The sequence below is a fragment of the Nocardioides faecalis genome, assembly GCF_018388425.1.
GTDB lineage: Bacteria > Actinomycetota > Actinomycetes > Propionibacteriales > Nocardioidaceae > Nocardioides > Nocardioides faecalis.
In genome coordinates this window covers 784,670-796,906 of the sequence record NZ_CP074406.1, presented here as the reverse complement: position 1 = coordinate 796,906, position 12,237 = coordinate 784,670, and the positions used below count along the sequence as shown (strand labels likewise).

Sequence of the window (12,237 nt, the reverse complement as noted above, 5' to 3'; positions counted from 1 at the left end):
CCGGTCGGGCTGCGCTCGTCGAGCGCAAAGCTACCCCTGGGTCCCGGGCGGTTGGCAGGATCGGCCCGTGATCCCGGAACCGCTCCTCCTCCTCGTGGTCTCGTGCGCCCCGTCTCTGCTCGCCGTGGTGGACATGTTCCGGTTCCGGTCGACGACGTGGGAACGAGCAGGCCAGAACCGGCCGTTGTGGATCGCCCTGGCGCTCCTCATGAGCTGCCTCGGCCCGGCCCTGTACGTGACGGGTCCCCGGCTGGTGCTGCGCCGGACGGTCCGCGAGATGCGTGCCGAAGCCCGCGTGCGGCCGGTTCAGGCCTGAGTGGCCACCCGGTCCTCGAGCAGCTCAGCACCGATGTCGCCGGTTGCGCCGCGGGCGGCGGCGGCCCGGCCGAGGGTGAAGACGTAGGTCAGGAACGCCACCTCGGCCAGGACGCCGATCCCGATCCGCGCCCAGGTGGGCAGCGGCGAGGGCGTCACGAACGCCTCGACCAGGCCGCTGAGGAACAGCACCACACCGAGGCCCATCGCGACGGTGACCGCGGTCCGCCCGGCCCTCGCCAGCGACCCGGCCCGGGTGAGGTCGCCGGGCTCGATCCAGGACCAGAACAGCCGCAGCCCCACGCCGCCGGCGACGAAGACGCAGGTCAGCTCGAGCAGGCCGTGCGGGATGATCAGGCCCCAGAACAGCTCGCCCCGGTCGTGGCGCACCATGATCGACCCGACGATGGCCAGGTTCGCGATGTTGTTGAACAGCAGGTAGAGCACCGGAGCCCCGAGGATCCCGAGCGCGATGCACAGCGCACTGACCCAGGTGTTGTTGATCCACACCCGGGTGGCGAAGGCGCTGGCGGCGTTCTCGCTGTAGTAGCTCTCGAAGTCGCTGTTCACCAGCTGGTCCACGTCGGCCGGCGAGAGCAGGCTCTGCTCGACCTCGGGGTGCCCGGCCAGCCAGATCATCATCACCGCGATCACCGCGACGTTGCCGGCCAGGCAGCCCAGCCACCACCAGCGCAGCCGGTACAGCGCCGCCGGGAACTGCTCGGTGAAGAACCGACCCACGCCGCGCCACCGCGGCACCCGTGCCGCCAGCATCGCGATCCGCGCCCGGCCCAGCAGCGAGGACAGGTAGGCGACCAGCTCGCCGTCGGGGGCCGACGTACGCACCACCGACAGGTGGGTGGCGACCTGTTGGTAGCGATCGACCAGCTCGTCGGCCTCGGCGCCGCTGCGGCGACGCTGCTCCACCAGGCGCTCCAGCCGCGCCCACGTGTGGGAGTGGGCCGCCACGTAGGCGTCGAGATCGATGCGGGGCACGAGCGACAGGGTACGGCGCCGCGCACGCCCTAGGCTGTCCGCGATGCCATCCACCGTCCGCGCCACCGACCGCGCCACCGTCACCGCCGACGACCTCGTCACCGGCGAGGGTGTCGCGCTCGACCTGCCGGCCGCCTCGCTCGGCCTGCGGCTGGCCAGCGGGATGCTGGACGTGCTCGCGACGATGGCCGTGTTCGTGCTCTGCTACGTGCTGCTCACCGTCGCCTCGCTGCCGTTCTCCGACGCGGCGCTGACCGCCGCGGCGCTGGTGGCCTCCCTGGTCCTCACCTTCCTGGTGTGGCCGGCCACCCTGGAGACGCTGACCCGCGGGCGCTCCCTGGGCAAGCTCGCCTTCGGCCTGCGCACGGTCCGCGACGACGGTGGCCCGATCAGCTTCCACCACGCTCTGGTCCGGGCGCTGATCGGGTTCGTGGAGATCTACGCCTTCACCGGCGCCCCGGCGTTCTTCTCGGTGATGCTCAGCACCCGGGGCAAGCGGCTGGGCGACTACGCCGCCGGCACGTACGTCGTCCGCTCCCGCGTCACGCTGCGCCTGCCCGCTCCCGCGCCGATGCCGCCGGCGCTGGCGGCGTGGGCGCGTCGTACCGACCTCGGCTCGCTGCCGGTGGGCACCGCGCTCGCCGTACGGCAGTTCCTGGCCCGGCTGCCCACCCTGGACCCCGCCTCCCGGCACCGGGTGGCGACCGCGCTGCTGGGCGACGTGCTGCCCCACGTCTCCCCCGCCCCGCCGCCCGGCGCGCCGCCGGAGCTGATCCTGCTCGCGGTGGTCGCCGAGCGCCGTGACCGCGACCTGGTCCGGCTGCGGCGCGACGAGGCGCTGCGGTCCCGGCTGCTGTCGGGCCCCTGAGCCGCGGCACACCGCTCATGACATTCATGACCGAGAAGTAGGTTGTCCTCAGCGGCCGCGAGGCATGCTGAGCGCGTCGGCCCGAGGGTTCCGACGACATCACCCCGACCGTAGGAGTGCCGCCCCCATGACCGAGGTCTTCGAGTCGCCCACCAACCCGTCGCTGGGCAGCGCGGGCCCGCTCACCCCGGGCGAGCTGGAGCAGGCGACGGCCGTCCTGGGACGGATCTCCGAGGCGTTCTCCAGCCGGGTGGTGGGTCAGCACCGGGTCCGCACCGCGCTGCTGGTCACGCTGCTCGCCGAGGGCCACGTGCTGCTGGAGAGCGTGCCCGGCCTGGCCAAGACGCTGGCCTCCTCGACCCTGGCCCAGGCGGTCGACGCGCGGTTCTCCCGGATCCAGTGCACGCCGGACCTGCTGCCCAGCGACATCATCGGCACGCAGGTCTACGACCCGCGCCGCCACGAGTTCGAGACCCAGCTCGGCCCGGTGCACGCCAACTTCGTGCTGCTCGACGAGATCAACCGCGCCAGCGCGAAGACGCAGTCGGCGCTGCTGGAGGCGATGCAGGAGCGGCAGACCTCGATCGCGGGCACCATCCACCCGCTGCCGGACCCGTTCATGGTGCTCGCCACGCAGAACCCGATCGAGGAGGAGGGCACCTACGTCCTCCCGCACGCCCAGATGGACCGGTTCCTGCTCAAGGAGATCGTCGACTACCCGGGCGAGGACGACGAGCTGATGGTGCTCGAGCGCATCGGCGACGGCACCCTCGGCGCGCACATGGCCGACATCTCCGCGGTCGCCACCACCGCCGACGTCGCCCGCCTGCAGGCCCAGGTCGGCCGCGTGTACGTCGACCCGGCGATCAAGCGCTACATCGTCGCCCTCATCCGCGCCACCCGCGACGTCGGCCGGCTGCTCGGCCCCGAGCTCGGCTCCTACGTCGAGATCGGCGCCAGCCCGCGCGGCTCGATCGCGTTCTTCCAGGCCGCCCGGGCGATGGCGGTCGTCCAGGGCCGGCACTACGTGATCCCCGAGGACATCCGCGAGCTGCGGCACTCGGTGCTGCGCCACCGCATCCACCTCAGCTTCGAGGCCCTCGCCGACCGGGTGCGACCCGAGACGGTGATCGACGCCGTCTTCCGGGCCGTCCCCACCCCGTGACGGTGGCGAGGCGGCCGTGACCGCGCATCTCACCCGGGTCCGGACGCGGCTCTCGATCCACGCCCACCGCCGCGTCCGGGGGCTGCTGGAGGGCGACTACGCGGCGATCCACACCGGGCGCGGCATCGACTTCAACGACCTGCGCGAGTACGTGCGCGGCGACGACGTGAAGGACATCGACTGGAAGGCCTCCGCGCGCACCCGGACTCCGCTGATCAAGCGGTACGTCGCCGAGCGCAAGCACACCGTGCTGCTGTGCGTCTCCACGGGCCGCAGCATGGCCGCGCTCAACCGGCTCCAGCCCGGCGCAGCCGAGACCTCCAAGCGGGACCTGGCCGTCTTCGTCGCCGGGGTCATGGGCTACCTGGCCGTCCAGCACGGCGACCTCGTCGGCCTGGTGCACGGCGACGCCGCCGGCCAGCACGGCCGGCGCGCGGAGGGCGGCGAGCTGCACCTGGAGCGGCTGCTGGGCGCGGTGCACGACGCCACCACCCCTGAGGGCGCGCACAGCGACCTGGCCGCGCTGCTGCGCTACGTGGTGCGCACCGTGCGGCGCCGCACCATCCTCGTGGTGATCTGCGACGACACCACGATCACCGAGCCGGCCGCGGAGATGCTGCGCCGGCTGACCGCCCAGCACGAGGTGCTGTTCTTGACCATCGGCGACCTGGACCCCACCGGCGCCGCCGTCGGTGGGCGCCGGCTCGTCGACGTCGACACCTCCGCGCAGGTGCCCGGCTGGTTGCGCCGCGACCGCCGCCTGCACGAGGAGTACGCCGCCCTGCTGGCCACCGAGGAGCAGCAGCTGCGGCGCCGGCTCGAGCACCTGGGTGTGGTGCACGAGCGGGTGCACGACACCGACTCGGCGATCGGTGCGGTGCACCGGCTGCTGGAGAGGCACCGGCATGCGCGCCGCCGATGACATGCCGGCCGAGTTCACCGGCCCGGTCGCGCACTCCTCGCTGTGGCTGTGGCTCGCCGTGGCGCTGGCGGTGCTGGTCGTCGCCTACTACGTGCTGTCCTGGTGGCTGACCCGGCCGCCACGCCCGCCGAAGGTCGTGCGCGTCGACGTCGACACCCCCGGCCTGCGCGCCGTGCACCTCTCCCGGCTCGACGCGCTGGTGGCCCAGGTGCAGGCCGGTGAGCTCTCCGCCCGCGACGGCCACCAGGGGCTCAGCGAGGTGGTGCGCTCCTACGTCGCGAGCGTGACCACGCTGCCGGCGCGGAGCATGGCGCTCGCCGACTTCCGCAGCAGCGCCCCGCCGGAGCTCACCGAGGCGATCGAGCTGATGTACCCGCCCGAGTTCGCCCCCGACGACGCGATCGCCGCCGAGCGGTTCGCCGACGCCGTCGCCCACGCCCGCAGGCTGGTGAGCACATGGGGCTGAGCACATTGAGCACATCGGGGCTGAGCACGCTGGGCGCCCTCGCCGCGGGTGTGCCGGGCGCCCCGCACCCGATGGTCGGCGACGACACCGGGCTGCGCTGGCCCTGGCTGGTGCTGGCGCTGGCGGTGGTCGTGCTCGTGCTGCTGGTGCTCAGCGCGCTGTGGCCGGGCCGCACCCCGTCCTCGGCGGCGTACGTCGCCCACGCCGCCCGGCTGCAGGCCCTGCCCCGCTACCGCGCGCTGCTGCGGCGCCGCGTCGTGATCGGGGCCTGCGCCAGCCTCGCAGCCCTCGTCGCCGTCTCCGGCGCGATCGTGCTCGCCGGGCGGGTGCAGGAGCGGCAGGCCACGAGCGTCGACGACCGCAGCCGCGACATCATGCTGTGCCTGGACGCCTCCGGCTCGATGGCGGAGGTGGACGCCGCCGTGCTCCGCGAGTTCCGCACCATCGTCGACGGCCTGCAGGGCGAGCGGGTGGGGCTGACCATCTGGAGCGGTGTGGCGATCAACATCTTCCCGCTCACCGACGACTACGACTTCGTCGTGGAGCGGCTCACCGAGGCCGAGGCCGCGTTCGGCGCCGGCGGCATCTACAGCGACGAGTATGCGCTCTACACCGCCGGCACCGTCGTCGACTGGGGCGTGCAGTCCCAGCTCGGCGACGGCCTGGCGTCCTGCGTGCAGCGCTTCGACCGCCGTGAGGAGGAGCGCAGCCGGGCGATCGTGCTGGCCTCCGACAACGAGCCGATCGGCGAGGGCATCTACGACGTCACGTCGGCCGCCGGCCTCGCGGTGGAGCGCGACGTGGTGGTGCACGGCATCGCGGCTCCCGCGACGGCGGAGCGGCCGAGTGCGCTGCGCCAGTTCGAGGAGGCGGTGCGCAGCACCAGCGGCACCTTCTCGCTGCTCGGCGAGGACGGCTCCGCGGCCGCGGTGGTCGAGGCCATCGGCCAGCTCGAGGCGACGCCGATCGACCGGCCGCCGCTGGTGCAGGTGCGCGACCGGCCCGAGCTCGGCATCACGCTGGCCGGGATCGGGATCGGCGGCCTGCTCCTGGTGTGGCTGGTCGAAGGCGTGCTCGCCCTCCGTGCGCGCCGTCCGGGAGGTCAGCGGTGAACGGCCTGGGGACCCGCGACGTGCTGGTGGCGCTGCGCCGGATCGGGATCGTGCTGGCGTTCGTGGCGGTGCTGCTGCGCCCCGGGTTCGGGCAGGCCGACGTGGCCACGCAGGCCGCCGACATCGACGTGCTGGTGGTGGTGGACCGGACCCGGTCCATGGCCGCCCTCGACGCCGCCGACCGCAGCCCGCGGATCACCGCCGCGAAGGCGGACCTGACCGCGCTCGCCGAGGAGGTGCCCGGCGCCCGCTTCGGCATGCTGGCCTTCGGCGCCGAGGCCCGCCTCGTGCTGCCCTTCTCCACCGACGTCAACGCCTTCCGCGCCGCGGTCGACACCCTCTACCTGGAGGGCCCCAAGGACGGGGTCGGCTCTCGCGCGGACCGTCCGGTGCCCGAGCTGACCGAGGTGCTGGAGCGGGTCGCCGAGCAGCGGCCCGACCGGCGCCGGGTGGTGGTCTACGTCGGCGACGGCGAGGACACGGGCGGTGCCGCCGGCGGCGAGGACCACTCCTTCGCCGACGTCGCCGACCTCGTCGCGGGCGGCGTGGTGCTGGGCTACGGCACCGAGCAGGGCGCCCCGATGCCCGCCGCCGCCGACCTGAGCGACGCCGACGGCCTCGTGGACGACCCGGAGACCAACCAGAGCGCCATCTCCCGGGCCGACCCCGACAACCTGCGCGAGATCGCCGAGGAGCTCGACGTCGACTACGTCGACCGCGGCGACGCCGAGAGCGCCGAGGACCTCGACCGCGTCGTGGCCGACCTCTCCCCGTCGTACGACGACAGCGAGCGTGGCGCCGCGCAGGGCGCGGAGCACGACCTGACCTGGGTGTTCGGCCTGGTGCTGGGCGCGCTGCTGGCAGGTGAGCTGGTGGCGGCGTGGCGCGCGGTGTGGCGTTCGCGGCGCGCCATGGAGCCGAGAGGAGGCCGCGGATGATCAGGCTCGACCCCCGTCGACGCCGGCTGCTGATGCTCGCCGGCGTGCTGCCGGCGCTGCTGGTCGCGGCCTTCGCGGTGCACGTGGCGCTGATGCGGCACCACGACTCCGCCGGCCGCGCGGCCTACGACGACGCCGACTACGCCGCGGCCACCGACCACTTCCTGGCCAACCAGTCCCGCAACTGGCTGCAGCCGTGGATCGCGCACTTCGACGAGGGCACCAGCCTGCACACCGACGGCGCCTGGCCGGACGCGATCGCCGCCTACGAGACCGCGTTGGAGTCGGTGCCGCGCCGCGACGAGTGCACGGTGCGGATCAACCTGGCGCTGGTGCACGAGGCGGTCGGCGACCTGGCGCTGGAGAAGGGCGCCACCGGCGACGCGCTGGACGCCTGGCAGGCGGGGATCACCGCCCTGGCCGGCGGCGACTGCCCCACCGACTCCGGCCGGGGCGAGAAGCAGACCGAGGACGCCGCCGAGGTCGACGAGCGGCTGCGCAAGAAGATGGAGGAGGCCAAGCCGGAGCCGCAACAGCCGCCGCCCAACAACCCGGGCGAGGACCCCGAGGGCGACCAGAGCGGCCCGGACCCGCGCGAGGAGCGGCTGGAGCGCAACAACAAGCAGGGCCTCGAGCAGCGTCGCGACGACGAGGAGCTCTACCGCGACCGCGACTACTCCCGCCCCAACTCCTGGTGAGCCGGGAGCGTCGCGCCGTCCAGCCTTCCCGGTCCTACCAGTGGCGCCGGTTGCGTCGGTTGCGCCGGCGGCGCAGCACCACGCCGAGGGCGAGCAGCACCGCCAGCCCGAGCGCGACCCGCTTGCCGTAGCTCTTCACGAGCACCGGCAGCACCGCGGAGCCGAGGTCGAGGGCGTCGTCGGCGGTCGGAGCCCGCCCCACCGACTGGCCCGCCGGCTGGCCCGCCGACGGGCCCACGCCCACCGGCCGGCCCATCGAGGTGGGGCCGCCGCCGTCGGGGTCGGGCGGCGGGGCGGACGCGGGCCCGGCGTCCTGGTCCTCACCGGGAGCGTCCACCGCAGCGGCGCCGGTGGGCACCGACGCCGGACCACCGTCCTGGTCGGTCTCCAGACCGGTCCCCTGGCCGGCACCGACCTCGGCCGGTTGGGCCGGGGCCACCATCCGCTCCTCGAGCCGCGCGACGAACTGGCTGAGCAGCTTGTCGGAGACGTCCTGCATCACGCCGCGCCCGAACTGCGCGGGCTTGCCGGTGATGGCCAGGTCGGTGACCACCTCCACCCGGGTCTGCTCCCCCGACTCGTCGGGCTCCACGGCCTTCATCGTGACGGTGACCTTCGCGCCGGCGGTGCCGTTGCCGCGCTTGTCGCGGCCCTTGGCGTGCACCACGAACCGGTACTCCTTCTCGTCGCGCTCCACGAAGCGCCCCGCGCCGGCGTAGACCAGCGCGATCGGGCCGAGCTTGACCTTGCACGTGCCCTCGAAGGTGGGCGCGCCGTCGTCGTCGGTGTCGACGGAGGTGACCTGGGCGCCCGGGAAGCACTCGGCGAGGCCGGCGATGTCGCCGAAGGTCGTCCAGGTCTCGTCGAGGTCGGCCGGCACCTGGAAGGCGTGGGTGAGGTCCATGACGCGACCTCAGCCGGCCGCGGCGAGGACGGCGCGACGGGTGAGCACCTGGGCCAGGTGGCGCCGGTAGTCGGCGTCCCCGTTGAGGTCGCTCGGAGGGCTGGTGCCCTCGGTCGCCATCGCGGAGGCCTCCGCGACGGCCTCCTCGGTCACCGGCCTGCCGACCAGCGCCTCCTCGACGGCGCGGGCGCGCAGCGGGGTGGAGCCCATGTTGGTCAGCCCGATCCTGGCCTCGGCGATGGTGCCGCCCTCGGTGCGCACGGTCGCGGCGGCCGCCACGATCGACCACTGGTGGGAGATCCGCACGAACTTCTCGTACGACGCCCCCCAGCCGGTGTGCTTCGGCACGTGCACCTCGACCAGGATCTCGTCCTCGGAGATCGCGGTCTCGAACAGGTCGACGAAGAAGTCGGTGGCCGGCACCTGGCGGGTGCCGCCCGGGCCCTGCACCACGAACGTGGCGTCCAGCGCCAGCGCCGGGGCGCCGAGGTCGCCGGCCGGGTCGGCGTGCGAGAGCGCGCCACCGAACGTGCCCCGGTGCCGGACCTGGGCGTCGGCCAGGTGCGTGATCGCCTTGGACACGACCAGCGCGTGCTCGTGCACCAGCGGGTCGTTGCCGACGTCGTGGTGGGTGGTCATGGCGCCGATGACGAGGTGGTCGCCGCCGTCGCGGACCCCGCGCAGGCTCTCGATGCGGCCCAGGTCGATCACCCACTCCGGGGCGTTGAGCCGCATCCGCAGCACCGGCAGCAGGCTCTGGCCCCCGGCGATGATCTTGGCTTCGTCGCCGTGCTCGGCGAGCGCGGCGAGGGCCTCCTCGACCGAGGTGGGGGCGAGGTACTCGAACGCTGCGGGGATCACGAGGCCGCTCCTTCCGTGCCGGTGCCGGGTTGCGCGGCGTTGCCCGCCGCCCCCGGGTCGAAGTGCGGGGCCGCGGCCCCCGTGGTCTCGCCGCCGGCGCCGGCGCCCTGCACCGCGCGCCACACCCGCTCGGGCGTGCACGGCATCTGGATGTCGTCGACCCCGAGGTGGCGCACCGCGTCGACGACGGCGTTGACCACGGCGGGGGTGGAGGCGATGGTGCCGGCCTCGCCGACGCCCTTGGTGCCGAGCGAGTTCGTCGTGGACGGCGAGGTGGTGTGGTCGATCTCGAAGCTGATCGTGTCGGCCGCGGTGGGCAGCAGGTAGTCCACGAAGGAGCCGCTGACCAGGGTGCCCTGGTCGTCGTACACCGCCTCCTCCCACAGCGCCTGGGCGATGCCCTGCACCAGTCCGCCGTGCACCTGCCCGGCGACGATGAGCGGGTTGATCACCACCCCGATGTCGTCGACGCAGACGTACTTGCGCAGCGTGACCTGGCCGGTCTCGGTGTCCACCTCGGTCGCGCACAGGTGGGTGCCGTGCGGGTAGTTGAAGTTCACCGGGTCGAAGGTGGCCTCGGCGTCGATGGTGGCCTCCACCCCGTCGGGCAGGTCGTGCGCGGCGAACGCGGCGGTGGCGAGCTCGGTGATCGCCATGCCGGAGTCCGTGCCGCGCACGGTGAACCTGCCCTGGGTGAACTCGAGGTCGTCCTCGGCCGCCTCGAGCAGGTGCGCGGCGATCGCGCGGGCCTTCTCGATCACCTTGTCCGCGGCGCGGACGATGGCCTCGCCGCCGACGACGAGGCTGCGCGAGCCGTAGGTGTCCAGGCCTTTGTGCGAGACCTGGGTGTCGCCGTGCAGCACCTCGATGTCCTCGAAGGGCACCCCGAGGCGGTCGGCGACGATCTGGCTGAACGCCGTCTCGTGACCCTGGCCGTGGGCGGAGGTGCCGGTGACCACCTCGACCTTGCCGGTGGGCAGCATCCGGACCTCGGCGTGCTCCCAGCCGCCGGCGCCGTAGTTCAGCGAGCCGAGCACCCGCGAGGGCGCCAGGCCGCACATCTCGGTGAAGGTGGACACGCCGATCCCGAGCTGCACCCGGTCCCCGCGGGCCCGACGCTCGGCCTGCTCGCGGCGCAGCTCGTCGTAGCCGAACATCTCCTTGGCCTTCGCGGTGGCGGCCTCGTAGTTGCCGCTGTCGTACTCCAGCCCCGCGACCGTGGTGAACGGGAACTCCTCGTGCTTGATCCAGTTCTTCTCCCGGATCTCCAGCGGGTCGACGCCGACCACGGCGGCCAGCTCGGTCATCAGCCGCTCGATCGCGAACGTCGCCTCCGGCCGGCCCGCGCCGCGGTAGGCGTCGGTCCAGGCCTTGTTGGTGAGCACGTTGGTGGTCTGGAACTGGTAGGCGGGGAACTTGTAGATGGCGTTGAACATGAACGCCCCCAGCACCGGCACCCCGCCGCCGACGATGGCGACGTAGGCACCGAGGTCGGTGAGCAGGTCGACCTTCAGCCCGGTGACCGTGCCGTCCTTGGTGGCGGCCAGGGTGAGCCGCTGCCACTGGTCGCGTCCGTGGTGGGCGGCCACCAGCGACTCGCTGCGGGTCTCGGTGTACTTCACCGGCTTGCCCAGGCGCCGGGCCACCGCGAAGGTGATCATCTCCTCCGGCGTCTGCTGCAGCTTGCCGCCGAAGCCGCCGCCCACGTCGGGTGCGATCACCCGGATCTTCGACTCCGGCACCCCGGTGCTCGCCGCCATCGCGAACCGCAGGATGTGCGGCACCTGGGTGGCCGACCACACGGTGATCTGCTCCCCGGTCGGGTCGACCACGGTGCTGCGCGGCTCCATGAAGGCCGGGATCAACCGTTGCTGGCGGTACTCGCGCTCGATGACGATGCCGTCGGTGCGCGCCTGCGCGATGGCCGCCTCGACGTCGCCGCCGGTGCCGGCCTCGGCGGAGTCGAAGCGCCACACCGCGCTCACGTTGGCGCCCAGGTCGGGATGGGTCAGCGCGCCGCCGGACTCGTGCGCCGCGGCGGCCTCCTTCAGGTCCAGCGCGGCGGGCAGCTCCTCGTAGTCGACCTCGACCAGCTCGGCGGCGTCGCGCGCCTCGGCGGCGCTGCGGGCCACCACGACCGCGACGGTCTCGCCGGCGAAGGCCACCCGGTCGCTGGGCATGGGCACGTGCGGTGGGGTGAGCTGGTCGGTGGTGACCGGCCAGGCGTTGATGCAGGCGCCCTGGGTCTCCCCGAGGTCGGCGCCGGTGAGCACCGCGACCACGTTGGTGGACTCCTTGGCGGCGCTGGTGTCGATGCCGAGGATCCGGGCGTGCGCGAACGGGCTGCGCACCATCGCCAGGTGCAGCATCCCGGGCAGGGTGATGTTGTCGGTCCACCGGGTGCGTCCGGTGATCAGCCGCTGGTCCTCCTTGCGGCGCCGCTCCCGGCCGATCTCGGCGTCGCCGCCCGCGGTGGTCGGCTCCTTGGTGGCGGTCATGCCGTCACCTCCTCGCCGGTCGCGGCCGCCGAGGCTCCTGCCGCGTGCTGCACCGCCCGCACGATGTTGTGGTAGCCGGTGCAGCGGCACAGGTTGCCCTCCAGGCCGAGCCGGATGGCCTCCTCCGACGGGCTGGGGTTCTCGGCGAGCAGGGCGACCGACTGCATGATCATCCCGGGCGTGCAGAACCCGCACTGCAGGCCGTGGCACTCCCGGAAGGCCTCCTGCACCGGGTGCAGCGTGCCGTCGTCGGCGGCGAGGCCCTCGATCGTGGTGACCTCGCTGCCGTCGGCCTGCACGGCGAGCACGTTGCACGACTTCACGCTGGTGCCGTCGAGGTGCACGGTGCAGGCGCCGCAGCTGGAGGTGTCGCACCCGACGACCGTGCCGGTCTTGCCGAGCTGCTCGCGCAGGTAGTGCACGAGCAGGGTGCGGGGCTCGACGTCGTCGCTCACCTTGTGGCCGTCGACGGTGAGGCGGATCCGGGTCATGAC

Annotated in this window: 13 protein-coding genes; 8 read left to right on the top strand and 5 right to left on the bottom strand. The window is 73.5% G+C overall.

Translation table 11 applies throughout. The features are described 5' to 3' along the window. The first annotated feature begins 67 nt into the window (after window positions 1–67). Complete coding sequence (locus KG111_RS03690; protein ID WP_205290703.1) at window positions 68–316, top strand: hypothetical protein; 249 nt, start codon at window positions 68–70, stop codon at window positions 314–316. On the opposite strand, the gene KG111_RS03685 is transcribed toward KG111_RS03690, so the two are convergent. Continuing rightward, complete coding sequence (locus KG111_RS03685) at window positions 307–1,311, bottom strand: stage II sporulation protein M (protein WP_249666281.1); 1,005 nt, start codon at window positions 1,309–1,311, stop codon at window positions 307–309. The two genes, KG111_RS03690 and KG111_RS03685, sit on opposite strands and share 10 nt — an antisense overlap. Window positions 1,312–1,354: 43 nt before the next feature. Here KG111_RS03685 and KG111_RS03680 point away from each other — a divergent pair, with 43 nt between their 5' ends. The 7 genes from KG111_RS03680 to KG111_RS03650 all read left to right on the top strand — a co-directional run bounded on the left by KG111_RS03680 (window position 1,355) and on the right by KG111_RS03650 (window position 7,480). Further along, entirely contained in the window at window positions 1,355–2,179 is an 825-nt protein-coding gene (locus tag KG111_RS03680) for an RDD family protein (RefSeq protein WP_205290704.1), read from the top strand. Between the two features lie 127 nt (window positions 2,180–2,306). Continuing rightward, a complete protein-coding gene (locus tag KG111_RS03675) occupies window positions 2,307–3,344 on the top strand; it encodes an AAA family ATPase (RefSeq protein ID WP_205290705.1) in 1,038 nt (345 codons plus the stop codon). Between the two features lie 16 nt (window positions 3,345–3,360). Further along, entirely contained in the window at window positions 3,361–4,266 is a 906-nt protein-coding gene (locus tag KG111_RS03670) for a DUF58 domain-containing protein (protein WP_205290706.1), read from the top strand. Then, window positions 4,250–4,732 carry a hypothetical protein gene (locus KG111_RS03665; RefSeq protein WP_205290707.1) on the top strand — a complete coding sequence of 161 codons (483 nt, stop codon included), beginning with the start codon at window positions 4,250–4,252 and terminating at the stop codon, window positions 4,730–4,732. The genes KG111_RS03670 and KG111_RS03665 overlap by 17 nt, the downstream gene beginning before the upstream one ends. Next, window positions 4,723–5,844, top strand: coding sequence for a vWA domain-containing protein (locus KG111_RS03660; RefSeq protein WP_205290708.1), 1,122 nt, complete (start codon window positions 4,723–4,725; stop codon window positions 5,842–5,844). Before KG111_RS03665 ends, KG111_RS03660 begins: the two co-directional genes overlap by 10 nt. Beyond that, window positions 5,841–6,782, top strand: coding sequence for a vWA domain-containing protein (locus tag KG111_RS03655; protein ID WP_205290709.1), 942 nt, complete (start codon window positions 5,841–5,843; stop codon window positions 6,780–6,782). The genes KG111_RS03660 and KG111_RS03655 overlap by 4 nt, the downstream gene beginning before the upstream one ends. After that, window positions 6,779–7,480: a hypothetical protein gene (locus KG111_RS03650; RefSeq protein WP_205290710.1), complete on the top strand. Its 702-nt coding sequence runs from the start codon at window positions 6,779–6,781 to the stop codon at window positions 7,478–7,480. The genes KG111_RS03655 and KG111_RS03650 overlap by 4 nt, the downstream gene beginning before the upstream one ends. 34 nt (window positions 7,481–7,514) lie before the next feature. Here the strand turns inward: KG111_RS03650 and KG111_RS03645 are convergent, their stop codons facing one another. From KG111_RS03645 to KG111_RS03630, 4 genes are read right to left on the bottom strand one after another with little or no spacing between them, the layout of a single operon-like run. Next, complete coding sequence (locus KG111_RS03645; protein WP_205290711.1) at window positions 7,515–8,384, bottom strand: SRPBCC family protein; 870 nt, start codon at window positions 8,382–8,384, stop codon at window positions 7,515–7,517. 9 nt (window positions 8,385–8,393) lie between these two features. Continuing rightward, window positions 8,394–9,245, bottom strand: a complete 852-nt coding sequence (locus KG111_RS03640; protein WP_205290712.1) for an FAD binding domain-containing protein — start codon at window positions 9,243–9,245, stop codon at window positions 8,394–8,396. After that, window positions 9,242–11,743, bottom strand: coding sequence for a xanthine dehydrogenase family protein molybdopterin-binding subunit (locus tag KG111_RS03635; RefSeq protein WP_205290713.1), 2,502 nt, complete (start codon window positions 11,741–11,743; stop codon window positions 9,242–9,244). The genes KG111_RS03640 and KG111_RS03635 overlap by 4 nt, the downstream gene beginning before the upstream one ends. After that, a complete protein-coding gene (locus KG111_RS03630) occupies window positions 11,740–12,234 on the bottom strand; it encodes a (2Fe-2S)-binding protein (RefSeq protein ID WP_205290714.1) in 495 nt (164 codons plus the stop codon). The genes KG111_RS03635 and KG111_RS03630 overlap by 4 nt, the downstream gene beginning before the upstream one ends. Window positions 12,235–12,237: the final 3 nt, after the last annotated feature.